Source organism: Bacillus luti (genome assembly GCF_009739945.1).
Classification (GTDB): domain Bacteria; phylum Bacillota; class Bacilli; order Bacillales; family Bacillaceae_G; genus Bacillus_A; species Bacillus_A luti.
Genome location: NZ_CP040336.1, coordinates 2,400,054 through 2,424,486 on the forward strand (window position 1 = coordinate 2,400,054; position 24,433 = coordinate 2,424,486).

Sequence of the window (24,433 nt, forward strand, 5' to 3'; positions counted from 1 at the left end):
CATGCGTTGAAAGGAAAAGCAGTAGTTGTTGTTTCCCTGTAACAGAGAGCTGGTGGTTGGTGCGAACCAGTACAAAAACAAGAGCGAATTACAGTCCTAGAGCATCTTTTTCGTAGTAAAGATAGTATTTGTCTTTATGAAGGGAAAGACGGTCAGATGATCGTTAACAATGAAGAGAGGTAGACGAAAGAAGTCTACAACTAGGGTGGTACCGCGATAAATATCGTCCCTACTGATTGGATCAGTAGGGATTTTTTGTACAAAAAAGTGGGGTTTTATCTAGTAGATAGTGTCCTTATAGTAAGTATTCGTTTAAAATAAGAAGAGGTATCGATTCCACTTAAAATTTGTATAATTTATCAGTTCAGAAAATAGAGAATTTTTCATTCTCTTACTATACTTTTAAAACATTAGAGGAGGATTTCCAAATGGCAAATCATGAATTAGATCAATTACGTAAACAGGTAGATGAAATTAACTTACAACTATTACACCTTTTAAACAAACGTGGTGAAATCGTTCAAAAAATTGGGGAGCAAAAGCAAGTACAAGGTACGAAACGTTTTGATCCAGTACGTGAGCGTGAAGTACTTGATATGATCGCAGAGAATAACGAAGGACCATTCGAAACGTCAACAGTTCAACATATTTTCAAAACAATCTTCAAAGCTAGCTTAGAATTACAAGAAGATGATAACCGTAAAGCATTATTAGTATCACGTAAAAAGAAAAAAGAAAACACAATCGTTGATGTAAAAGGTGAATTGATTGGTAACGGAACACAAACGTTCATCATGGGACCTTGTGCGGTAGAAAGTTTAGAGCAAGTTCGCCAAGTAGGGCAAGCTATGAAAGATCAAGGCTTAAAATTAATGCGCGGTGGTGCTTTCAAACCGAGAACATCTCCATACGATTTCCAAGGTTTAGGAGTAGAAGGACTACAAATTTTACGCCAAGTAGCAGATGAATTCGACTTAGCAATCATTAGTGAAATTTTAAATCCGAACGATGTTGAAATGGCATTAGACTACGTTGATGTAATTCAAGTAGGCGCACGTAATATGCAAAACTTCGATTTATTACGAGCTGTAGGTAAAGTTAACAAGCCAGTATTATTAAAACGTGGATTAGCAGCAACAATTGATGAGTTCATTAACGCAGCTGAATACATCATTGCACAAGGTAACGACCAAATTATTCTATGTGAGCGCGGTATCCGCACATACGAAAGAGCAACACGTAACACATTAGACATTTCAGCAGTACCGATTTTAAAGAAAGAAACACATTTACCAGTTATCGTTGACGTAACGCATTCAACTGGACGTAGAGATTTATTATTACCAACAGCGAAAGCGGCACTTGCGATTGGCGCAGATGCAGTAATGGCTGAAGTACACCCAGATCCAGCAGTTGCATTATCAGATTCTGCACAACAAATGGATATTCCGGAATTCCATAGATTCATGGATGAGTTAAAAGGATTCAAAAATAAATTATCTTAATTCCATATTATATATGCGCTGAAGAGGAAACAGTAGTGCTTATCTCACTGTTAAAGAGAGCTGATGGTCGGTGTGAATCAGTACAAAGGTAAGCATGAATTACAGCCTTGGAGCATCTTTTCCGCTAACTTTTGGAGGAAAAGACGGTCAAACGATCGTTAAAGAAGAAGAGAGGTAGACGAAAGAAGTCTACAACTAGGGTGGTACCGCGATAAATATCGTCCCTACTGAGCGCTCAGTAGGGACTTTTTTGTACAAAAAAATAGTAAAGGGGCAAGAGAAATGAGATACATTACAGCTGGAGAATCACATGGTCCGCAGTTAACGGTTATTTTAGAAGGTGTACCTGCAGGGTTAACACTCGCGGCGGAACATATTAATAAAGAATTATTAAGAAGACAAAAAGGGCACGGACGCGGAAGACGTATGCAAATTGAAACGGATACAGTTGAAATTGTAAGTGGTGTTCGTCATGGGATGACACTTGGCTCACCTATTACGTTAATCGTAAAAAATGATGATTTCAAACATTGGACGAAAGTAATGGGTGCAGAGCCAATCTCGGAGCAAGAAAGTAAAGACATGAAACGTACAATTACGAAACCACGTCCAGGACATGCGGATTTAAATGGAGCAATTAAATACGGTCACCGTGATATAAGAAACGTACTAGAGCGCTCATCAGCAAGAGAAACGACAGTTCGTGTAGCTGCTGGAGCAGTTGCGAAGCAAATATTAAAAGAATTAGGTGTAGAAATTGCAGGACACGTGCTTGAAATTGGTGGAGTAAAAGCAAAACATATTTCTAACTTACCAATTGAAGAAATTCAAACAATTACTGAAAACTCACCAGTTCGATGTTTAGATAAAGAAGTAGAACAAGAGATGATGGATGCGATTGATAATGCAAAAAGTAGCGGAGATTCAATTGGCGGTATTGTTGAAGTCATTGCAGAAGGAATGCCGATAGGCGTTGGTAGTTACGTTCATTACGATCGTAAATTAGATGCAAAACTTGCTGGTGCGATTATGAGTATTAATGCATTCAAAGGTGCTGAAATTGGCGTTGGGTTTGAAGCGGCAAGACAGCCAGGAAGTAAAGTGCACGATGAAATATTGTGGGATGAAGAACAAGGATATACGAGAAAAACGAATAATGCAGGTGGTTTAGAAGGCGGTATGACAACGGGAATGCCAATTGTTGTAAGAGGTGTTATGAAGCCAATTCCTACATTATATAAACCGTTAGCAAGCGTGGATATTGATACGAAAGAAGCATTCCAAGCGAGTATTGAAAGATCTGATAGTTGCGCAGTACCAGCAGCAGGTGTAGTTGCTGAATCTGTTGTAGCATGGGAACTTGCACATGCACTAGTCGAACAATTCGGAAAAGATCGTATGGAGTTAATTCAGCAAAACATTACGCAACATAACAAATACGCAAAAGAATTTTAATAAAAAGGTGGTTTTAACATGCAAGTAAAAGATCAACTATCATCATTACAACCATATAAACCAGGTAAATCACCTGAACAAATGAAAGAAGTGTACGGAGATCATGCATTTGTGAAATTAGCATCGAATGAAAATCCATTCGGCTGTTCACCACGTGTGTTAGAAGAGTTGCAAAAGTCTTGGTTGGAACATGCTTTATATCCAGACGGAGGTGCTACAACGCTCCGTCAAACAATCGCAAATAAATTACATGTACAAACGGAACAAGTACTTTGCGGTAGTGGATTAGATGAAGTTATTCAAATAATAAGCCGTGCCGTACTGAAAGCTGGAGATAACATCGTAACGGCAGGGGCAACATTCCCGCAGTACCGTCACCATGCAATTATAGAAGGTTGTGAAGTGAAAGAAGTTCCATTAAAAAACGGTGTATACGATTTAGACGGAATTTCTTCTGTAGTAGATACCAATACAAAAATCGTATGGATTTGTAATCCGAACAATCCTACAGGAACATATGTTAATGAGCTGAAATTAACTCAATTCATTGAAGGTATTAGTGAAAATACGTTAATTGTCATTGATGAAGCGTACTATGAGTATGTAATAGCGGAAGATTTCCCAGAGACATTACCGCTTTTAGAAAAACATAAAAACATTCTTGTGCTTAGAACGTTTTCTAAAGCATACGGATTAGCTTCTTTCCGAGTAGGATATGCAATTGGACAGGAAGAGTTAATCGAGAAATTAAATGTCGTACGTTTACCATTTAACGTATCTTCATTAGCGCAAAAAGCAGCGACGATTGCTTTTAACGATGAAGCATTTATCGAAGAAATTGTACGTGTGAATGCTGAGGGACTACAACAATACGAAAGTTTCTGTAAGGAAAATGAAATTCCATTTTACCAGTCACAAACAAATTTCATCTTCTTGCCAGTTGAAGATGCTGGAGAGATTTATGAAGCTTGTGCACACGCAGGGTTTATTATTCGTCCGTTCCCGAACGGGGTCCGTATTACAGTCGGAAAAAGGGAGCAAAATGAAGGAGTGATTTCAGTGTTAAAACAACACTTTGAAAATAAAAAAAGTAAGTCTCGAGATGAGGCAAATGCGTAAAAAGGTAGTATTAATTGGAACAGGTTTAATAGGAGGCTCTCTCGCATTAGCAATTAAGAAAGAGCACGATGTAACGATAACAGGTTATGATATTTTTCCAGAACAAGTAGAGCGTGCAAAAGAATTACACGTAGTAGATGAAGTAGCAGTAGATTTACAGCATGCATGTGAAGAGGCACATTTAATTGTTTTTGCTTCTCCAGTTGAAGAAACGAAGAAATTATTGCACAAACTAGCGTCATTCCGTTTACGAGAAGATGTAATAGTGACCGATGTTGGCAGTACAAAAGGAACGATTATGAACGAAGCGGAAGCTTTATTTTCAAAGGAAGTTTCTTTTATTGGTGGACATCCAATGGCAGGATCTCATAAAACAGGAGTTGAAAGTGCAAAAGCACATTTATTTGAAAATGCATTTTACATTTTAACACCGATGAAACATGTACAAAATGAACATGTGGAAGAGTTAAAAGGCTGGTTAAAAGGAACAGGATCACATTTTCTCGTTTTAAATACAGAAGAACATGATTATGTAACAGGAATTGTGAGTCATTTTCCGCATCTGATTGCGGCGGGTTTAGTAAAGCAAGTTGAGAAGCATGCAGGTGATAATCCGCTCATTCATCAACTGGCTGCTGGAGGTTTTAAAGACATTACACGTATTGCATCTAGTAGTCCGAAAATGTGGAGTGATATTGTAAAGCAAAATCGTGAGCATTTAATGGTATTATTAAAAGAGTGGATCTCTGAAATGGAAGGTTTATATCATACAGTTTCTACCGGAGATGCAGGCGAGATTCAAAACTATTTTGCAGACGCGAAAGAATACCGTGACTCTTTACCAGTACGAAAGAGAGGGGCAATTCCTGCTTATCACGACTTATACGTCGATGTTTTAGATAAAGTAGGGGCATTGGCTCACATTACGAGTATTTTGGCGCGTGAGGAAATTAGTATTACGAACTTGCAAATATTAGAAGCGCGTGAAGGATTGCTTGGGGTATTACGCATTAGCTTCCAAAGAGAAGAAGATCGTATGAAAGCAAAGCTAGCGCTTGGAGAAGAAAAATACCAAACATATGAAACAATTTAAATGAGAAGGTGAAAACGTGAAGGAAAGAACGATACAACCTGTTAATAACGGATTAAATGGCAACATTACAATTCCAGGTGATAAGTCCATTTCACACCGCGCTGTTATGTTCGGCGCGATTGCAGAAGGAAAAACGACAATTAAAGGTTTCTTGCCCGGTGCAGACTGTTTAAGTACAATTTCTTGCTTTAAAGAAATGGGGGTAGAGATTACGCAAAATGGCGATGAAGTCACTGTAGTTGGTAAAGGGTTAGAAGGTTTACAAGAACCGAAAGCGGTATTAGATGTTGGTAATTCTGGTACAACGATACGATTAATGTCAGGAATTTTGGCAAATACACCATTTTTCTCTTGCGTACAAGGTGATGCGTCTATCGCAAAAAGACCGATGCAACGTGTAACAAATCCATTAAAACAGATGGGTGCCAAAATCGATGGCCGAGAAGAAGGGACGTTTACACCGTTAACAATACGCGGCGGCGATTTAAAAGCAATCGAATATACGTCGCCAGTTGCCAGCGCGCAAGTAAAATCAGCTATTTTACTTGCAGGACTTCGCGCAGAAGGTGTAACAGCTGTTACAGAACCACATATTTCACGCGACCATACAGAAAGAATGCTTGAAGCATTTGGAGTTAAAGTAACTCGCGTGGGGAAAACTGTGAAACTGGCAGGTGGACAAAAGTTAACATCGACAGACGTTCAAGTACCAGGTGACGTATCATCAGCAGCATTTTTCTTAGTAGCAGGCGCAATCATTCCAAATAGTAAACTAGTATTAGAAAATGTAGGGATGAATCCAACTCGTACAGGTATTATTGATGTTCTAGAGAAAATGGGTGCTACGTTTACTGTAGAGTCAATTAACGAAGGAGCTTCAGAACCAGCTGCAAACATAACAATCGAAACATCCTCATTAAAAGGAATCGAAATCGGCGGAGATATTATCCCAAGATTAATCGATGAAATTCCAGTAATCGCATTAGCGGCAACGCAAGCAGAAGGAATTACAGTAATTAAAGATGCGCACGAATTAAAAGTTAAAGAAACAAACCGTATTGATACAGTCGTTGCAGAGTTAACGAAACTAGGAGCTCGCATAGAAGCAACGGATGACGGCATGATTATTTACGGAAAATCAGCTTTAAAAGGCAATACAGTAAATAGTTACGGCGATCACCGCATCGGAATGATGCTTGCAATTGCTGGATGTATCGCAGAAGGAAAAACAACAATTGAAGATGCAGAAGCAGTTGGCGTATCATACCCTACATTCTTCGAAGAACTTCAAACGTTAGCTAAATAAAGTGATGCAGAGCAGATACGGAATGTATCTGCTTTTTTATGTTAGATTGCAGATAAACATATGTTAGGAAGTTTACGTATAATTTCACTTACCGAACTATAATAGTAAGAATTATGGTACAATTCAAACAGGGAATGGAGGAGAATTATATGAGTGTCATACAATTAAAAGAAGATAAGTTCAGAGAAGCATTACGTTTATCAGAATACGCTTTTCAATATAAAGTAGATGAGGAACGATTACAGCAACAACTTACAAAGATGAAGGAAAGTCATGAAATATACGGCATTATGGAAGGGAAAGACTTAGCAGCAAAACTACATCTTATTCCGTTTCATATTTACATAGGTAAAAAAAGATTTAAAATGGGAGGCGTTGCGGGGGTAGCGACGTATCCAGAGTACAGAAGAAGCGGGTATGTAAAAGAATTGCTTCAACATTCACTTCAAACGATGAAAAATGACGGATATACAGTTTCGATGCTACATCCATTTGCCGTTTCATTTTACCGTAAATACGGCTGGGAACTTTGTGCAAATCGATTAGTATGTCATATGACTAAGAGCGATTTAATTATGAAAAAACAAGTGAATGGTACTGTGAAACGTTTTAATAAGGAAAATCATCCAGAAGAAGTAGAGAAAATCTATGAAACATTTGCAGAGCGTTTTTCAGGGATGCTAGTTCGCAGTGAAAAATGGTGGTTGCAAGCAGTCTATCATGATTTTACATTAGCGATTTACTATGATGAAAATAAAACGGCAGCAGGTTACATGTTATATAAAATAGAAAACTATAAAATGACAGTAGAAGAATTTGTTCCATTACATAATGAAGCGAGAAACGGCCTATGGAACTTTATTTGTCAGCATGATTCTATGATAAAAGAACTAGAAATGACTATAAGTGAAAAAGAACCATTGTTATATACATTACAAGAGCCAAGAGTGAAGGCGGAAGTGAAACCATATTTTATGGGCAGGATTGTAGATGTGGAGCAGTTTTTAAAACAATATGAGTTGAACTGGAACAATGTACAGCAAGAAGTGATCTTACATATTACAGATTCATTTGCTCCGTGGAATAATGTTACAGTGAGACTTGCAAATCATGAAATAACAATTGTAGAAGAAGCAATGGATAAAGGAATCAAGCTAGATATAAATGCACTATCTACAATATTGTTTGGCTACAAACGCCCACTAGAACTTAATGAAATAGAATTAATTAGTGGAAGTGAAGAGGAAATACGAGCATTTGAGAATGTAGTACCAGTGCACGAAGCTTTTATTTACGATTTCTTTTAATTTGCATATAGGAAGTCGGGCTATCCCAATGGAATTTCGGGATAGCTTCTTCTAATATTGTCGGCTTTTGTCGGGGAGTCAATATAATTGGAGTTGAGCTGATATAATTTCATTCACAAACAAGGGATAGAAAATCGCAACTATACTTGTCATACCCTTGACTTTTAATCCATCTAATTTATAATTAAAAAACGGAATGAATTTTCATTCCTGAAAATTGAGGTGGAAAAATGGCTAAAAACAAACAAGAAGACATTTTTGATGCTGCAATACAACTTTTTGCAGAGCGGGGTTATGATGGTACAACAATTCCGATGATTGCTGAAAAAGCAAAAGTAGGTGCAGGTACTATTTACCGTTATTTTGAAAATAAAGAGGCACTTGTTAATTCTTTATTTACGAAAAGTGTTTTACAACTATCGGAATTAATTAAAACCGATTTTCCAGTCGATGCAAATATTCGTGAACAGTTTAGCCATACGTATAACCGTTTATTTGAATTTGCGAGACAAAATGCGGATGCTTTCCTTTTTACAAATTCTCATTGTGATAGTTATTTTCTAGATGAACATAGTAATGAAATATTCGAGGACTTTATGGGCTTCTTCATGAACTTAATTGAAGATGGAATCGAAAAAGGTTTTCTTCGTCCATTACCACCAATTGCTTTAATTATCATTGTATACCAACCAATTGAAAAATTAATTAAAGTTATGGAAACAGGGCAATTAGAATATACAGAAGAATTGGTAAAAGAATTGGAAGAAAGTTGTTGGAATGCTATTAGAATCATTTGATTCTATAGCTTTATAAGGACAGGAATGAACATTCATTCCGAGAAAAGTATTAAAAGAATAACAGGAGATGATAAATCTGTACAACTTAAGGAATGAATGTTCATTCCGGAATTCGTAGTTTAATAGAATTAAAAAAGTAATGTAATAGAAAGATAGGAATGAACGTTCATTCCGAAAAAAAGGTATTTCTGAAAGAATAGGAATGAATATTCATTCCGTAACTAACGTGAAATTTTAATAGCAGGAGATGATTCAAATGAGCAAGTTAAAAAGTTGGAGAAGTTTATCTTTACTATTATGGATAGTTATTACCATTACAATGATCGTAACGATGCCTAATATGGATAAATTAGTGAAAGAAAAAGGGCACATTACGATTCCTAATACAGAACAAAGTAGTATTGCTGACAAAATGATAAAAGAAATGGATAAAGACGGGACAGAAAAGTATGATATTATAGCTGTTTTTAATAGTGGTAGTAAAACAGCTTTAACGACTGAGCAAAAAGAAGAAATAACAAAAACAATCAACGCTTTGCAAAATGAAAAAGAACAATTAGGAATTAAAGAAGTTGTTTCACATTTAGATAATAAAGACTTAGAGAAGCAATTAGTTTCTAAAGATAATACGACTATTTTAACGCAAATATCGATAGATAAAAAACATGGTGAAATATCAAAAGTTACAAATAACCTTCATAAAAAAGTGCAAACGAAAGGGGTAAAAACGTACTTAACAGGAAGTGACCTAATAGCGGGTGATTTTCTTAAATCTTCTCAAGAGGGAGTGAAAAAGACGGAAGTTATTTCAATCATTTTCATTCTTGTAGTATTAATCATTGTATTTCGTTCACCTATTGTTCCGATTGTATCTCTACTTACAGTTGGGGTATCGTATTTAGTTTCTATGGGGGTAATTGCTCATCTTGTAGATCAATTCAATTTTCCATTTTCAAACTTTACACAAGTGTTTGTAGTTGTCGTTCTGTTCGGAGTTGGAACAGACTATAACATTTTACTATATACGAGATTTAAAGAGGAATTAAGTAAACAAGAAAATGCATTTTTGGCCACGAAAGAGACTTTTAAATCGGCAGGGAAAACAGTTATATATAGCGGGGTAGCTGTATTAATTGGATTTGCATCACTTATTTTAGCGAATTTTAAATTGTATCAATCAACTTCAGCAGTATCAATTGGGGTTGCAGTATTACTACTTGTATTGACGACATTAAATCCATTTTTTATGGTGCTTTTAGGGAAAGGAATGTTTTATCCCGTTAAAACATTTAAAGGACATGAAGATAGTCGCTTATGGGGATTTTTTGCAAAAAACTCAGTTGCAAGACCATTTGTCGCTTTAATCATTGTATTCGTGATATCGATTCCATTTATTGTGAAATACTCTAACACGCTTAATTATAATGATTTATTTGAAGTCGATAATAAGTATGAGTCAAAGATGGGGATTAACGTAATTGAAGAGCATTTTCCACCTGGTTTTTCTTCACCAAGTACGTTAGTCATTCAATCGAATAACAAGTTAGATGAGGCGAGTTCGCTTCAAACTTTAGATGAACTAACTGATAAGATTTTGAAAGTGAAAGGTGTTTCAGAAGTATATTCACCGACACGTCCAACTGGTGATAGGATTAAAGAACTATATATAAATAAACAAGCGGGAGAACTAAATACAGGTTTAGGAGATGCCAATGGTGGTATCAAGGAAATTAATGATGGATTAACTACTGCGAAAGATAAAATGGGTAGTAAGGACTCAAATAGCCTTGCAAACGTCCAAAAGTTAATTGATGGAACAAACGAAGCGAAAAATGGTGTATCAGCATTAGGAACAGCTTTAAATCAACTATCAAATGGCATAAATGACGGAGCACAAGGTGCGCAGCAAATTGAGAGCGGGTTAACTTCAGTAAATGAAAATATAAATGTTCTATCTAATGCAACGTCGCAGCTACATGCTGGTTATGCGCAGTTAGAGATAGGTTTAAGTTCTTACGATCAATACTTCGGAAGTATTTCTCAAGCGATTGATGGTGCGAAAAAAGGTTATGAGCAAATTGAAATGTTAATGACCAATTTCATTCAAATGAAACCAGAATTAGCAAATGATCCTAACATTCTGCAGACGATAGGTATTGCTAAAGTGGCTCAAAAGCAATTAGGTGGGCTTTCAAATGAGTTAAATCAATTAGCAACGCAGCATAAAGCAGCTATGGGTTCATTTAAAGAAGCGAATCAGTCACTATTGAAAGTAGATAACGGTTTAAAAGAAATGAACAGTGGTGTTACTAAGTTACAAAAAGGCGTTGGTGAGCTGAAAAACGGCTTGAATGAAGGTGCTACAGGTTCAAAACAAATTGCGAATAAATCAGCTGAGTTACAATCTGGTTTAGCGAAAATAAACGATGGGCAAGGGCGGTTATTAACTGGACTAAAAGATTTGCAAGACCAGATGGGGCAATTACAATCTGGTTTATCTAAAAGTACAGAAGGGCTTGGAAAAGTAAGTAACGGCCTGAATGACGCACAGAAATATTTAGGAGAACTGAATGAATCAAAAAGCTCTGAGAAATTCTATATTCCAAAAGAAGTTTTAGAGGGAGAAGATTTCCAAAAAGCTTTGAATACGTACATGTCACATGATAGAAAGACTGCTAAAATGACAATCATTTTAGACGTAAATCCATATTCGAAAGAAGCGATGCCAATTATTCAAGAAATCAATAAAACAATAGAGGGTACTTTAAAGGGAACGGAATTAAATGATGCGAAAACAGCAATCGGAGGGACAACAGCTAGAAATGTTGATTTAAAAGAAGTAACCGGGCAAGATTTCTTGCGTACTGCTACGATTATGTTGATTGGAATTGGGATTGTATTAATCGTGATTACACGTTCATTATTAAACACAATCTTTATTATTGGATCGTTAATATTAGCGTACTTCGCATCACTGGGCATAAGTGAACTAATTAGTACACATGTATTAAACGTTGAATCATTAAGCTGGAATGTTCCATTCTTTAGTTTTATAATGCTTGTCGCTTTAGGAGTGGATTATAGCATTTTCTTAATGATGCGTTATAACGAGTTAGAAGGGGATTCGGTAACGAAAATTGTAACTGCATCTCGTCACATAGGCGGAGTTGTATTATCAGCGGCACTTATTTTAGGGGGGACCTTTGCAGCGTTAATACCTTCAGGTGTATTAACTCTTATACAAGTTGCTTCAGTTGCTGTTATTGGGCTTCTATTATTAGCGCTTATTATTATGCCAATATTATTGCCGGCTTTAATGGGTTTAACAAGTAAGTTGAAGGGCTATACAAAGAAATTGAGTAATAAAAAATAATTGAATCCCCCTTTAAAGGGGGATTTTTTTGTTACTTAATAAACTTGTCCATGACATCTTTATATTTTGCAAATTCTTCATCTTTCATATCGCCATTCATTTGCAAAAGAAAATCGCCTTTTACGTGTGTATGAGAGAATAACATAGGAGCAGAATTTCCTAATTCATCGTAATATTTCTTAACTTTTTCTAGATCTTCTTTTTTAGTTATCTCAAATAAGCGACCACCGTTATCCTCACCAAGTGCTGGTACTATAATACGTTTCCCTTCTTTACGCAAGTTTCCGAACTCTTTTTGAGGTAAATCAGTTGGGTTTTCTGCTTGGAGACCGGCGTTTTTAAACTCAGTGATAATCGAATCGACAGTTACTTTTGTTTCTTTTTTTTCTTGTTTTGATTCAGTAGGTGTTTTTACGTTGTTATTACTACATGCAGTTAAGGAAGTGAGAGATAAACATAATGCTCCAATTATAAATATTTTCTTCAAAATAACTCCTCCTTAAATTGTGAAAATCGCTTCTATATAATGTGGTTTCGTTAAAAACATACATTTTATTCAAGATAGAAGATGGATGAATAGCAATCAACCGTTGCTATTCATCCATCTTCTACTATATAATAGCTATAGTCTACAATAATTGAGTCGTAATATGCGATTTTTTAAGACAATCGGTGAGAAAACGCTGAAATAAGCGGTATTAGTAGGAGGACACAAATGATTACAGTAAGTAACGTTAGTTTGCGTTTTGCGGATCGCAAATTATTTGAAGATGTTAACATAAAATTCACGCCAGGTAACTGCTACGGTTTAATCGGAGCGAACGGTGCTGGTAAATCAACATTTCTAAAGATTTTATCTGGAGAAATCGAACCATCAACAGGTGACATACATATTACGCCAGGTGAGCGTCTAGCAGTATTAAAACAGAACCACTTCGAATATGAAGAGTTCCCAGTATTAGAAACAGTAATTATGGGTCACACGCAACTTTACAAAGTAATGCAAGAAAAAAATGCCATTTACATGAAAGAAGACTTTAGTGATGAAGATGGTATGCGTGCTGCTGAACTTGAAGGTGAATTCGCTGAGCTTAACGGTTGGGAAGCTGAGTCAGAAGCTGCAATCTTACTAAAAGGACTTGGTATTGGTGAAGATCTTCATGATAAGAAATTGTCAGAATTAACTGGGGCAGAAAAAGTAAAAGTATTACTTGCTCAAGCATTATTTGGTAAACCTGACATTCTATTACTAGATGAGCCTACCAACCACTTGGACTTAAAAGCGATTCAATGGTTAGAAAACTTCTTAATGAACTTTGAAAATACAGTAATCGTTGTATCCCATGACCGTCACTTCTTAAATAAAGTATGTACGCACATGGCTGATCTTGATTTCGGTAAAATTCAACTTTATGTTGGTAACTATGACTTCTGGTATGAGTCAAGCCAATTAGCTTTAAAATTAACACAAGATGCTAATAAGAAAAAAGAAGAGAAAGTTAAAGAGTTACAAAACTTCATTGCACGCTTTAGCTCAAACGCATCTAAAGCGAAACAAGCAACTTCTCGTAAAAAATTATTAGATAAAATTACATTAGATGATATTAGACCATCATCACGTCGTTATCCATTCGTTGGCTTTACACCTGAGCGTGAAATAGGAAATGACTTATTAACTGTTGAAGGTCTTTCTAAAACAATTGATGGTGAAAAAGTGTTAGATAATGTGTACTTCACTTTAAATAAAGGTGATAAAGTTGCATTTATCGGTCGTAACGATATTGCGATGACAACATTATTTAAAATCCTTATGGGTGAAATGGAGCCAGATAGCGGTTCATTTAAATGGGGCGTTACAACATCTCAATCTTACTTCCCAAGAGATAACTCTAAATACTTTGAGAACAGTGACTCCAACTTAGTTGATTGGTTACGTCAATTCTCTCCACAAGATGAGTCAGAAAGCTTCTTACGTGGTTTCTTAGGCCGTATGTTATTCTCAGGTGAAGAAGTTAAGAAGAACGTTTCTGTATTATCTGGAGGCGAAAAAGTTCGTTGTATGCTATCTAAAATGATGTTAAGTGGTGCGAACGTAATTACACTTGACGATCCAACGAACCATTTAGACCTTGAGTCTATTACAGCATTAAACAACGGTTTAATCGCGTTCAAAGGTACAATGTTATTCACATCTCATGACCATCAGTTCGTACAAACAATTGCAAACCGCATTATCGAAGTAACGCCAAACGGTGTAATCGATAAAGAGGCTACTTACGATGAGTTCTTAGAAAATGAAGAACTTCAAAAACAAGTAGATGCAATGTACAAAGGTCAATAATATATAATGAAAAAACTCGCTCTTTTTAGAGCGAGTTTTTTTGTCGAGAAGACGTACAATCAATGGGGGGTTAAATGAATAATTATTCAGATATAACATTAATGATCAAAAAAAATTTAATGTACGAAAGGAATGTAATGATTATAAGGATTTAAAGAATTAGTTGAAGTAGGGGGAATATAATTAAATTGCATTATTTTATCATGTGAAAAATGTGCCAAAACTGGAGATAGATTTGTTTGCGAATGAGTTTATAAAGGTATATAGTATGGGATGTCATAATTAGTGGATGAATCCTTGGGAGAAAACAGGAAATGTTACAAATGTATTTCGTTAAATAGAAACCAAGGTCAAAATGTTTAGAAAGAAATAGTTGAATAAATACTAGCTTCAAATTATAATTACTAATATTCTTCATATAGTTAAATAAAAATAATCTATTTGAAGAAGAAAAATTGAATAGAGAGACAGACTTATAATAAATAAGCCTTGGATGATCAAAAGAGGTGGAGAAATGAAACAGTTCTTATTAAAGAGTAAAAGTGTGTTAAGCAATCATTTTGGATTCTTTCTGTTTGCCGTTATATTATTATGGCTCAAAACATATGCAGCGTATGTAACAGAATTTAATTTAGGAATTTCAAACACAATCCAAAAATTCTTGCTGTTTTTTAACCCGCTTAGTTCAGCAGTTCTATTTTTAGGGCTTGCATTATTTGCAAAAGGGAAACGAGCTTACATTTGGGTAATTATTATTAATTTGCTAATGTCCATACTTTTATATGCAAACGTAGTATATTACCGCTTTTTCAGCGACTTTATTACGTTCCCAACATTAACACAATCGAATAACTTTGGAGATTTAGGTGGTAGTATTTTTGCATTGCTACACGTATATGATCCACTATATTTCTTAGATACGATTATTCTAATTGTTTTAGTCGCAACGAAATTTGTAAATCCTAAACCAATCCGTGTTGCGAAGCATAAATTATCTCTAGTATTTGTAGCAGGTATTTTATTCTTTAGTGTTAACTTAGGACTTGCAGAATCTGACCGTCCGGAATTATTAACAAGAACATTCGATCGTAATTATATTGTGAAATATTTAGGCGCGTACAACTTTACAATTTATGATGGTATTCAAAGTGCGAAAGCATCAACAGAACGAGCATTAGCAGATGGTGATAATATGACAGAAGTTAGAAACTATCTCACATCAACTTATGCAAGTCCAAATCCTGAGTATTTCGGTAAAGGAAAAGGAATGAACGTAATTTATATTCATTTAGAGTCATTCCAAAACTTTTTATTAAACTATAAGCTAAATGGTCAAGAGGTTACACCGTTCTTAAACTCATTTACAAAAGATGCGAATACGTTATATTTTGATAACTTCTTCCATCAAACAGGACAAGGTAAAACATCTGATGCAGAGTTCATGTTAGAGAACTCAATGTATGGATTACCGCAAGGATCTGTTTTTACGAATAAAGCTCATAATACGTATCAATCAGCACCAGCTATTTTAGGTCAACAAGGATACACATCAGCAGTGTTCCATGGTAACTACAAAACATTCTGGAACCGTGATGAAATTTATAAATCATTTGGTTTTAATCAATTCTTTGATGCGTCATACTATGATATGAACGAAAAAGATGTAGTAAACTATGGTTTAAAAGATAAACCGTTCTTTAATGAGTCAATTCCATTATTACAAACATTGAAACAACCGTTCTATACGAAGTTCATTACGTTATCTAACCATTTCCCTTATCCGATCGATAAAGCGGAAGCGACGATTGAACCAGCGAATACAGGTGATTCATCAGTAGATACGTATTTCCAAACAGCACGTTATTTAGATGAATCTGTAAAAGGATTCATTGATTACTTGAAACAATCTGGTTTATACGATAACTCAATTATCGTTATGTATGGTGACCATTACGGTATTTCAGATAATCATAGTGCAGCAATGTCTCAAATAATGGGTAAAGAAATGAACTCATTTGAAAATGCTCAATTACAACGTGTACCTTTAATCATTCGCGTACCAGGAGTGAAAGGTGGCGTACAACATCAATATGGTGGAGAAATTGACGTGTTGCCAACGTTATTACACTTACTAGGGACAGATACGAAAAATTATGTCCAATTCGGATCCGATTTATTATCACCAGAGCATAAACAAGTCGTTCCGTTCCGTAACGGTAACTACGTAAGCCCAACGGTTACTGCACTGAACGGTAAATACTATGATACGAAGACTGGAAAACCTGTTGAATTAACAGACGAAATAAAACAAAATGAAATCATGGTTCAAAAATCACTTAAATACTCTGACCAAGTTGTTAATGGAGATTTATTACGATTCTACACACCAGAAGGTTTCACTCCAGTAGATCGTTCGAAGTATAACTATAACCATCGTGACAAAAATAACACGAAAGTTAAGACGACTGAAGACGGGGAAACTAAATAGGTAATAAAAATCCTACTCATTTGAGTAGGATTTTTTATTTGAGAATATATTTATATCGTTCAAAATTTATCCCGCTATTTGCCGGGTAGTAAGACTCCGAGCTTAAAATTCAGCGAAAGCAAAGAAGGTTAAGGTTAGGTTACGTTGCCCGTAAAAGCCTGCTAGGTCAGGAATAAAAAGCAGCGGGGATAAGGAAAACCCAACTGTTTAAAGCTTTACTTTATTTAGAACCATTGTTTACTTTTTGTTTCGCTTTTCCAAAGAACACTACACCCGCAATGATAATAATGATGAATGCCCATTTAATGAAAGGATTACTTTCGAAAAATCCAGCGAACCATTTCTCATCTACAATCATTTTTGCAGCAGTATAAGCTAAAACAGCAGCTCCGATCGTAATGATGACAGGAAAGCGGTCAACCCATTTTAAAATTAATGTACTGCCCCATACGACCACTGGAATAGAAACTAATAACCCGATGATTACTAAAGAAAAGTTACCATGAGCAGCTCCGGCAACAGCGAGAACATTATCAATGCCCATTAGCGCATCAGCAATAATAATGGTTTTAATAGCAGACCAAAATCCTTCTTCTGCCTTAATATCATGATCTTTTCCTTCAGCAATTAATTTATAAGCAATCCATATAAGAAGTACACCACCAATTAGAAGTAATCCTGGTATTTTTAATAACCAAACGACAACTAAGGTGGCAGCAGCTCTTATAGCGATTGCTCCAACCGTTCCCCAAATAATAACTTTCTTTTGTTGATCTTTCGGCAGTCGTCTTGCTGCTAATCCGATTACAATAGCGTTATCTCCAGCCAATACTAAATCGATTACAATAATGGCAAGTAGGGCGGACCAATATTCAGGTGAGAGAAAATCCATACATGTATCACTCCTTAAGAGTAATATGTGCTAAAGTGTTGATAATATAAAAAATAGGATTGAATTTGTATATTCAATCCTATTTTTTGACTATATTTTGATATGTATATATGTGTTTTAATTCCGTATAAGTCGCTTTTGTAGTTTTTTTTGCTTATCTTTTTTCTTTCTTATTTTTCGATTCATCTTATTAATACGGCTTTCTTTTCTGTTATCCCATTTATCACTTCTGGTTTTATTAATCGATTTATCTTCCTTAGCACGAAAACGTCGTACTTTTTTCACGAATGACAGGGGAATTCTACCAATGACACCTTGCTTTTCTAGTGAATCCTCTTTGCCTAGACACCAATCAGGGTGAGATAATAAATAGTCGAAATCGAATATTATCCCGTATTCTTTATCCATATAGGTATACCATTCATCTAATGTACACTTATTTTTTGCATGTAAATATATTGATCCATCATTCATAGCGCAGCACCAATAGTCAAAATAGCTCCATAGTACCCATTCTTTCGGTACATCTAATGTTAAAATTACCATTTTTGAATTTTCTCTACCCCAAGCTTTATGATTTCGGTTTGGATAATTATTTGCTTCCCAGACCCAAATAGGATAGTTACCTTCGTAATGAGGTAATCTTGTTTTAGCAACGCGCACCATCCAATCATATGAATATATAGAGTCTGGATAGATGACTTCTTTATTACCTTCCAAATAACCTAGTTTTTTAAATTGCTTCCAAGCTTCTTCAGTTTGTACTGTATATACGATCATATAACACCTACTTATTTAAACTAGGCTATAGTATAGCATGTGATGTTTCGAAGTTACATTTATTTGATCTTTGCTTGCTAAAAGGGAAGGGACATATATTATTGAAATCGTGTATAGTTTTTTTTATGTGGAAATTTCCAAAACGATAAAAAAGACTCAATAACCTACTAGAGGAAATCAAGTCTTTTTCATTACATACGATTATCATGCCAGAAGTTTAATGGGAAATGTTCGTTCTCATGATAGGCTTCTAATTCATATCCTCTTTCTTTCAGTCCTTTAATAATACCAGGTACTGCTTTAACTGATTGAGGATGAATATCGTGCATTAGAATAACTTCTGTTGGATTTGTAGCATGAGCTAGAACGTTTTCTACAATTTTAGCTGATGCAGCATCAACAGGCATTTTGTTATATTTCCAGTCTAAAGAATCGATTGTCCAATCCCAAACTTTTAAGCCATTCTCAACAACTTTGTTGCGAAGAGCTTCATTTAATCCCGGCATTGAGCCGTAAGATGGACGAGTTAATACAGGTGATTTACCTAGAACGCCAGCGATTAAGCCTTGGTCTTCTTTCATTTCGTCTACGTAATGACCTTCTGTGTAAAGTTTCTTGTAGTTATGAGTCATACTGTGCATCCCAACATAGTGGCCTTCAGCATCTTCACGTTTTACAAGATCAGGGAAAGCTTTTACGTTTGAACCAATTAGGAAGAATGTTGCTTTTGCATCTTCTCTTTTTAACATATCTAAAAGCTCAGCTGTATATTTTCCAGGACCATCGTCAAATGTTAAGTAAGCAACTTTTCTAACTTGCCCATTATAGTGCTTTGGAGCTTCTTTTGGTGCAAGAGAAGTTTGAATTTCACTTACAAGTTGAACTGATTTTGCTTCATCCTCTGTACTTGCTAGAGCGGTATGTACTGATCCAAAAGCGGCCTCGTAAGTAAGTAATACCCCAGCGCAAATCAACATAGCTCTTTTCACTAAAGTTGTCATTCGAATTCCATTGTGCATAATTTTCCTTCTCTCTATAAAAGTTCTACTCTACTATATTAGCAATTATAGGTAGGGAAATGCAAAAAAACTTTTTTACAAGTGTAAGAAAGTTTGTCCAAAAGTATGCAAGATTTTATAATAATGATGTTTTGAGTAAATGGGACAAAAAATGGATAATTCTAATCCTTAATAGGAAACACTACAAAGGATATTTAATTTTAGGAGGTGCTTTAATTGAAGTATAAAAAAATACTTTCTATTTGTATGACAAGCATATTTACAGTAGGATTGCTATTTGGATGTAATACAGCTCCAAAGGATGAACAGGAACCAGATCCAACGGAGGAACCTTCTGAGCAAAGAGAACAGGATAAGAATAAACAGCAAAATCCTTCTAATGAAAAAAATAATGAGTTAAATAAAAAGGATGAACAGGAGCCAGATCCAACTGAAGAGCCTTCCGAGGAAAGAAAAGAGAAAAAAGAAAATGAGTAATTATGGATTTGTAAAATTTACAGCATAAAAATGAAAAATAGAAGTAAGTAACTTTAAATTATAAAAGCCATTTCCTATATTTAAGGTAAGTGGCTATTATATATTTTAAGCATTTCTTTTGAAATGATACTCTTATTAATAGATTTTATTATATCCATAGGTCCAACGATATAGATTGGGACAAATGATATGGTATCGCTTAGGAGTGAGATGGTTATGGGCAAAAAGATGAAAAATTTTTTGGGGGACATTTATAAAATTTCACATACCGTAATTTAAAAATAAATATAGGAAAATCAAAAAATAATGTAGAATATATCGTACATGCATATATGAAGTCAACATAAAACAAAAATGAGGTGGATATATGTTACTTGAAGAAGTAATGCAACAACTAGAAGAATGTGGGACAGAGCAAACGCGTAAGACGTATAAAAACCATGGGGCGAAAGAGCCTTTATTTGGAGTTAGCTTTGCGAATTTAAAATTGTTAAAAAAGAAGATAAAAAAAGATCATGATTTAGCAATTTCATTATGGGAAACAAAAAATATGGACGCTATGACTTTGGCGACGATGGTTTTAGATCCGAAGAAGCTTACGACGGAGCAGCTAAATGAATGGGTTGAAGAAGTAGATTATTATTGTTTAATGGATGTTTTGATGACGGCTATATGTACATCGCCAATTGCAATAGAAAGAATGGAAGAATGGACAAAATCTGATGATGAATGGATCGGAAGAGCAGGCTGGTCCTTATTAGCAAATATAGCGATTAAAAATAAAACGTTACATGATGGTTTCTTCTTACCATATTTAGAAGAAATTAAAACGCATATACATAATGAAAAAAATCGAAAAAAAGAAGCGATGAATAGTGCTTTAATCGCGATAGGAATTCGCAATGAAGACTTAGAGCGACAAGCGATTGAAATTGCACGTGAAATTGGAAAAGTACAGGTTGATCACGGCGCAACGTCATGTAAAACACCCGACGCAGAACCTTATATAAAAAAGGCGAGAGAAAGAGCTGAAAAAAAGAAAGTGAAATGAGAAAAGGGGAAAGGCTATGAAACCAATTGAAGCGGCACTAAGCATAATTACATCACAATTCCCGAATTGTGATGTAGCTTTACTCGGAGGAAGTGTTGCGCGAGGAGAAGCGACTAAAACATCTGACCTTGATATTGTAATAATAGACGATAGTTTGTCATCTTGTTATAGAGAATCCTTCTATAGTAATGGTTGGCCTGTTGAAGTATTCGTACATAATTTTGAAACGTATAAAATCTTTTTTAAAATGGATTGCGATCGAGGGAGACCTTCGTTACCACAATTAGTTTCAGAGGGAATTTCATTAAAAGGGGAAAATGAAATTGTTGAGAAATTAAAAAGAGAAGCGAATGATTTACTAAATAAAGGACCTGCTAAATGGACCGAGGAAACGATGAGGCAAAAACGTTATTTTATTACAGATGCTTTAGATGATTTTATAGGTGCAACAAAAAGAGAAGAAGAATTATTTATCGCTAATTTATTAGCGGATCTTGTACATGAATATGTATTAAGAGTAAATGGTATGTGGCTCGGAAATTCAAAATGGTTTATAAGGGTACTAAGAAGATATGATGAACAATACGCAGACCAATTTGTAGCGTCTTTTGATCATTTTTATACAACGGGAGAGAAAAGAAAATTAATTACTTTTGTAGAAAAAACGTTAGAACAGTATGGAGGAAGAGTCTTCGAAGGATTTTCTATTGGGAAATAAAAAGGGGATAGTAAAATGAATGTACCATTCGTTCAATTAAGAGAATTAACATTAGATGATATAGAAGATCGATATCAATGGTCATTAGATAAAGAAGTGACAAAGCATTTAGTCGTACCAGATCAGTATCCTCCGTTCACGCGTGAAGATACGAAAAAATGGATTGAAGCTTGTATAAGTCGAGCGAATGGTTATGAACAAAGAGCTATCGTTACTGAGAGCGGCATACATATTGGATGGGTAGACCTTAAGAACTTTGATAATACAAATAAAAATGCAGAACTAGGAATTGCGATTGGAGATAAAGACTATTGGGGGAAAGGATTTGGAATGGCAGCTCTAAACAGCATGTTACTAATAGGATTCTCTCAGTTCGAATTGGAGAAAATTTGGTTACGTGTAGATGAGGACAATACACAAGCTAGAAAGAGTTATGAAAATGCTGGATTTGTATGCGAAGGGTTAATGAGAAATGATCGATTGCGCCAGGGGAAGTTCATTCATCGCTATCGTTACAGTATATTAAAAGAAGAGTATGAACCAAAAGTTAATAGCCTATAAAAATATTATGTAAATTAAAAAGGGGAAGATAAAATGATTCGATTACTTACAAAAGTGGATGCAAAACAATATTGGGAGTTACGTTTACAAGCACTGCAAGTAAATCCAGAAGCATTTGTAACGACTTATGAAGAAGCGGTGCGTCAAGAAAAACCTCTGGAACGCGTTGCTAGTAATCTTTCATCTAACAGTAGTTTTACATTTGGCGCTTTTAATAATGAAAATCGTTTAGTAGGAGTTGTTACGTTATTAACAGAAGAAAAGGAAGCCTATAAGCATAAAGGACATATCGTTGCGATGTATGTAGATACTGATAATCGAAGAAGTGGTCTTGCGCGTGATTTAATACGTAAAGCTATTGAAAGGGCAAGAGAAATGAAGTTAGAGCAATTGAATTTAGGCGTGGTATCAACGAACGAACCAGCCAAACGATTATATGAATCAATGGAATTTAAAACGTACGGTATAGAAAAAAATGCTTTAAAGATAAATGGTGTTTATAGTGACGATCAATATATGGTACTGTTTCTTTAAGAGGAGAAGTTTATTATATTACATCTAATTTTAAAAATGTGAATTTTAATTATATTCATTTTTTTGTATAGTATTAAGAAGAAACTAAACAAGGGGTTTTATAATGAAAGCTATTGCAGTAGGAATTTTGGCATCATTTTTCTTTGCCTTTACCTTCGTGTTAAACCGGGCAATGGACTTAGAGGGCGGAAGCTGGATTTGGAGTGCGTCATTACGGTATTATTTTATGGTTCCAATGCTTTTACTTATTGTCATGTATAGGGGGAACTTAAAGCAACTCTTGCAATATATGAGAAACAATCCGAAAGAATGGTTAGTATGGAGTATTATTGGATTTGGCCTCTTTTATGCACCGCTTAGTTTTGCTGGTGCATTCGGCCCTGGTTGGCTTGTTGCATCAACATGGCAAATAACGATCGTCGCTGGTATTTTATTAACACCCTTTTTTGCGGTAGACCCATTACATAAAAAACTTCCAATGAAGGAATTAGTAATGTCAGGCATTATTTTATGTGGTGTTGTGCTTATGCAAGTAGAACATGCTTCTTCATTAGGCATTCGTGAAACCATTTTATGTGTCGTTCCTGTACTTATTGCAGCGTTTGCGTATCCTCTTGGAAATCGAAAAATGATGCAAGTTTGTAAAGGGGAGTTAGATGTATTCCAGCGAGTTCTCGGTATGACATTAGCAAGTTTACCATTTTGGTTTATTCTATCTGGTTACGAAGTATCAACAGGTGGATTACCATCAAGTAGCCAAGTGTTTCAATGTTTTATTGTAGCGGTTAGTTCAGGTTTAATCGCGACAGTACTATTTTTCTTTGCGACAGATCTTGTGAAAGATAATCCGCAAAAACTAGCAACAGTGGAAGCGACGCAGTCTGGTGAAGTTTTATTTGCGCTAGTAGGAGAGCTCATCTTGCTATCTGCTCCAATTCCATCATCTTTATCTTGGATTGGTATGAGTCTCGTAATTGTTGGCATGATATTACATAGTTATGTGGCTGTAGTTGTAAAAAAAGAAGAAAAGATAACAGCGTAATGAGATTAGCTCTTTTTATAAAGAGCTAGTCTTTTTTCATAGAAAGGGATGGAAGTATGAATTTGCAGAGTGTCGAACAGATTGAAAGCGAACCATTTTTAAATATACTACAGTATGCAGTCGGTCCAAGTGAAACAAGCTTAAAGAAAGCAGTAGTATTTTATCAAAGCGATAAAGGTAGATTATATAAATATGAAGAAAAGGCTTGTATAGGTATTGCAATAATCGGAGCAAATAAAGCGAGAATATGCCACATAGCAGTTGCTCCACAATATCGTCATAAGGGAATTGCATTGCGAATGATAAGGAAAATAATAGTCATGCATCAATTGACTTATGTAGAAGCAGAGACAGATAAAGAGGCCGTAGAATTTTATAAGAAAATTGGTTTTCAGGTTAAAAGTTTAGGAGAAAAATATCCGGGGATAGAAAGATTTCATTTGTGCTTTAAAAATAAAACATATTGAAATAATCTTAGAATATAATATCCGGAATAGGAATTGAAGAGATAGGTCGTTTTTTATTTAACTGTTCTAATTTTAATAGAAGATATTTATTAGTTTTTGACAAAAATT

Annotated in this window: 21 protein-coding genes and 2 other annotated features (1 of these 23 running past the window's edge); of the genes, 17 read left to right on the forward strand and 4 right to left on the reverse strand. The window is 35.2% G+C overall.

Features of this window, described 5'->3' with window-relative positions:
• Positions 1-234 (forward strand) — a binding site (T-box leader) (it extends 3 nt beyond the left edge of the window).
• A gap of 194 nt (positions 235-428) precedes the next feature.
• The 8 genes from EUC40_RS12205 (at position 429) to EUC40_RS12240 (ending at position 11,955) form a co-directional block, all read left to right on the forward strand.
• Positions 429-1,505, forward strand: coding sequence for a bifunctional 3-deoxy-7-phosphoheptulonate synthase/chorismate mutase (locus EUC40_RS12205; RefSeq protein WP_001273579.1), 1,077 nt, complete (start codon positions 429-431; stop codon positions 1,503-1,505).
• 9 nt (positions 1,506-1,514) lie between these two features.
• Positions 1,515-1,734 (forward strand) — a binding site (T-box leader).
• 53 nt (positions 1,735-1,787) lie between these two features.
• On the forward strand, positions 1,788-2,960 hold the full coding sequence (gene aroC, locus EUC40_RS12210; RefSeq protein WP_156575412.1) for a chorismate synthase: 1,173 nt from the start codon (positions 1,788-1,790) through the stop codon (positions 2,958-2,960).
• An 18-nt stretch (positions 2,961-2,978) separates the two neighbouring features.
• A complete protein-coding gene (gene hisC, locus EUC40_RS12215) occupies positions 2,979-4,079 on the forward strand; it encodes a histidinol-phosphate transaminase (protein WP_156575414.1) in 1,101 nt (366 codons plus the stop codon).
• Positions 4,072-5,172 carry a prephenate dehydrogenase gene (tyrA, locus tag EUC40_RS12220; RefSeq protein ID WP_071711867.1) on the forward strand — a complete coding sequence of 367 codons (1,101 nt, stop codon included), beginning with the start codon at positions 4,072-4,074 and terminating at the stop codon, positions 5,170-5,172. Before hisC ends, tyrA begins: the two co-directional genes overlap by 8 nt.
• 16 nt (positions 5,173-5,188) lie before the next feature.
• Positions 5,189-6,478, forward strand: coding sequence for a 3-phosphoshikimate 1-carboxyvinyltransferase (gene aroA / locus EUC40_RS12225; protein ID WP_156575416.1), 1,290 nt, complete (start codon positions 5,189-5,191; stop codon positions 6,476-6,478).
• A 149-nt stretch (positions 6,479-6,627) separates the two neighbouring features.
• A complete protein-coding gene (locus EUC40_RS12230) occupies positions 6,628-7,785 on the forward strand; it encodes a GNAT family N-acetyltransferase (protein WP_156575418.1) in 1,158 nt (385 codons plus the stop codon).
• Positions 7,786-8,015: 230 nt separating this feature from the next.
• A complete protein-coding gene (locus EUC40_RS12235; RefSeq protein WP_071711870.1) occupies positions 8,016-8,582 on the forward strand; it encodes a TetR/AcrR family transcriptional regulator in 567 nt (188 codons plus the stop codon).
• A 256-nt stretch (positions 8,583-8,838) separates the two neighbouring features.
• Positions 8,839-11,955, forward strand: coding sequence for an MMPL family transporter (locus tag EUC40_RS12240; RefSeq protein ID WP_156575420.1), 3,117 nt, complete (start codon positions 8,839-8,841; stop codon positions 11,953-11,955).
• Between the two features lie 31 nt (positions 11,956-11,986).
• Here EUC40_RS12240 and EUC40_RS12245 read toward each other — a convergent pair whose 3' ends face one another.
• On the reverse strand, positions 11,987-12,442 hold the full coding sequence (locus EUC40_RS12245) for a stress protein (RefSeq protein ID WP_156575423.1): 456 nt from the start codon (positions 12,440-12,442) through the stop codon (positions 11,987-11,989).
• A 228-nt stretch (positions 12,443-12,670) separates the two neighbouring features.
• Between EUC40_RS12245 and EUC40_RS12250 the strand changes: the two genes are divergently transcribed.
• Both EUC40_RS12250 and ltaS read left to right on the forward strand, forming a co-directional pair.
• Complete coding sequence (locus EUC40_RS12250) at positions 12,671-14,296, forward strand: ABC-F family ATP-binding cassette domain-containing protein (protein WP_098266388.1); 1,626 nt, start codon at positions 12,671-12,673, stop codon at positions 14,294-14,296.
• A 514-nt stretch (positions 14,297-14,810) separates the two neighbouring features.
• Positions 14,811-16,784 (forward strand): lipoteichoic acid synthase, encoded by a 1,974-nt coding sequence (ltaS, locus tag EUC40_RS12255; RefSeq protein WP_156575425.1) that lies wholly within the window; start codon positions 14,811-14,813, stop codon positions 16,782-16,784.
• 220 nt (positions 16,785-17,004) lie between these two features.
• On the opposite strand, the gene EUC40_RS12260 is transcribed toward ltaS, so the two are convergent.
• The 3 genes from EUC40_RS12260 to EUC40_RS12270 form a co-directional block, all read right to left on the reverse strand.
• Positions 17,005-17,676: a TerC family protein gene (locus EUC40_RS12260; RefSeq protein WP_071711875.1), complete on the reverse strand. Its 672-nt coding sequence runs from the start codon at positions 17,674-17,676 to the stop codon at positions 17,005-17,007.
• Between the two features lie 117 nt (positions 17,677-17,793).
• Positions 17,794-18,456 (reverse strand): DUF3841 domain-containing protein, encoded by a 663-nt coding sequence (locus EUC40_RS12265; RefSeq protein ID WP_156575427.1) that lies wholly within the window; start codon positions 18,454-18,456, stop codon positions 17,794-17,796.
• A 191-nt stretch (positions 18,457-18,647) separates the two neighbouring features.
• A complete protein-coding gene (locus tag EUC40_RS12270) occupies positions 18,648-19,475 on the reverse strand; it encodes a peptidoglycan-N-acetylglucosamine deacetylase (RefSeq protein WP_071711880.1) in 828 nt (275 codons plus the stop codon).
• A 216-nt stretch (positions 19,476-19,691) separates the two neighbouring features.
• On the opposite strand from EUC40_RS12270, the gene EUC40_RS12275 reads away from it, so the two are divergent.
• The 7 genes from EUC40_RS12275 (at position 19,692) to EUC40_RS12305 (ending at position 24,325) form a co-directional block, all read left to right on the forward strand.
• The gene (locus EUC40_RS12275; protein WP_071711881.1) at positions 19,692-19,952 is read left to right on the forward strand and encodes a hypothetical protein; all 261 of its coding nucleotides are present in this window, start codon (positions 19,692-19,694) and stop codon (positions 19,950-19,952) included.
• Between the two features lie 367 nt (positions 19,953-20,319).
• Positions 20,320-21,003 (forward strand): DNA alkylation repair protein, encoded by a 684-nt coding sequence (locus EUC40_RS12280; protein WP_156575429.1) that lies wholly within the window; start codon positions 20,320-20,322, stop codon positions 21,001-21,003.
• A gap of 16 nt (positions 21,004-21,019) precedes the next feature.
• Positions 21,020-21,721 carry a nucleotidyltransferase domain-containing protein gene (locus EUC40_RS12285; protein ID WP_156575431.1) on the forward strand — a complete coding sequence of 234 codons (702 nt, stop codon included), beginning with the start codon at positions 21,020-21,022 and terminating at the stop codon, positions 21,719-21,721.
• A gap of 15 nt (positions 21,722-21,736) precedes the next feature.
• A complete protein-coding gene (locus EUC40_RS12290; RefSeq protein ID WP_156575434.1) occupies positions 21,737-22,282 on the forward strand; it encodes a GNAT family N-acetyltransferase in 546 nt (181 codons plus the stop codon).
• Between the two features lie 33 nt (positions 22,283-22,315).
• Positions 22,316-22,816 carry a GNAT family N-acetyltransferase gene (locus tag EUC40_RS12295; RefSeq protein ID WP_156575436.1) on the forward strand — a complete coding sequence of 167 codons (501 nt, stop codon included), beginning with the start codon at positions 22,316-22,318 and terminating at the stop codon, positions 22,814-22,816.
• Positions 22,817-22,919: 103 nt separating this feature from the next.
• Positions 22,920-23,858, forward strand: coding sequence for a DMT family transporter (locus tag EUC40_RS12300; protein ID WP_071711886.1), 939 nt, complete (start codon positions 22,920-22,922; stop codon positions 23,856-23,858).
• 56 nt (positions 23,859-23,914) lie between these two features.
• Positions 23,915-24,325 (forward strand): GNAT family N-acetyltransferase, encoded by a 411-nt coding sequence (locus tag EUC40_RS12305; RefSeq protein ID WP_156575438.1) that lies wholly within the window; start codon positions 23,915-23,917, stop codon positions 24,323-24,325.
• Positions 24,326-24,433: the final 108 nt, after the last annotated feature.

Coding starts and splice junctions, on each gene's coding strand:
- EUC40_RS12205 (WP_001273579.1), top strand. CDS start 429: ATGGCAAATCATGAATTAGATCAATTACGTAAACAGGTAGATGAAATT.
- aroC (WP_156575412.1), top strand. CDS start 1,788: ATGAGATACATTACAGCTGGAGAATCACATGGTCCGCAGTTAACGGTT.
- hisC (WP_156575414.1), top strand. CDS start 2,979: ATGCAAGTAAAAGATCAACTATCATCATTACAACCATATAAACCAGGT.
- tyrA (WP_071711867.1), top strand. CDS start 4,072: ATGCGTAAAAAGGTAGTATTAATTGGAACAGGTTTAATAGGAGGCTCT.
- EUC40_RS12230 (WP_156575418.1), top strand. CDS start 6,628: ATGAGTGTCATACAATTAAAAGAAGATAAGTTCAGAGAAGCATTACGT.
- EUC40_RS12235 (WP_071711870.1), top strand. CDS start 8,016: ATGGCTAAAAACAAACAAGAAGACATTTTTGATGCTGCAATACAACTT.
- EUC40_RS12240 (WP_156575420.1), top strand. CDS start 8,839: ATGAGCAAGTTAAAAAGTTGGAGAAGTTTATCTTTACTATTATGGATA.
- EUC40_RS12250 (WP_098266388.1), top strand. CDS start 12,671: ATGATTACAGTAAGTAACGTTAGTTTGCGTTTTGCGGATCGCAAATTA.
- ltaS (WP_156575425.1), top strand. CDS start 14,811: ATGAAACAGTTCTTATTAAAGAGTAAAAGTGTGTTAAGCAATCATTTT.
- EUC40_RS12260 (WP_071711875.1), bottom strand. CDS start 17,676: ATGGATTTTCTCTCACCTGAATATTGGTCCGCCCTACTTGCCATTATT.
- EUC40_RS12265 (WP_156575427.1), bottom strand. CDS start 18,456: ATGATCGTATATACAGTACAAACTGAAGAAGCTTGGAAGCAATTTAAA.
- EUC40_RS12270 (WP_071711880.1), bottom strand. CDS start 19,475: ATGCACAATGGAATTCGAATGACAACTTTAGTGAAAAGAGCTATGTTG.
- EUC40_RS12280 (WP_156575429.1), top strand. CDS start 20,320: ATGTTACTTGAAGAAGTAATGCAACAACTAGAAGAATGTGGGACAGAG.
- EUC40_RS12285 (WP_156575431.1), top strand. CDS start 21,020: ATGAAACCAATTGAAGCGGCACTAAGCATAATTACATCACAATTCCCG.
- EUC40_RS12290 (WP_156575434.1), top strand. CDS start 21,737: ATGAATGTACCATTCGTTCAATTAAGAGAATTAACATTAGATGATATA.
- EUC40_RS12295 (WP_156575436.1), top strand. CDS start 22,316: ATGATTCGATTACTTACAAAAGTGGATGCAAAACAATATTGGGAGTTA.
- EUC40_RS12300 (WP_071711886.1), top strand. CDS start 22,920: ATGAAAGCTATTGCAGTAGGAATTTTGGCATCATTTTTCTTTGCCTTT.
- EUC40_RS12305 (WP_156575438.1), top strand. CDS start 23,915: ATGAATTTGCAGAGTGTCGAACAGATTGAAAGCGAACCATTTTTAAAT.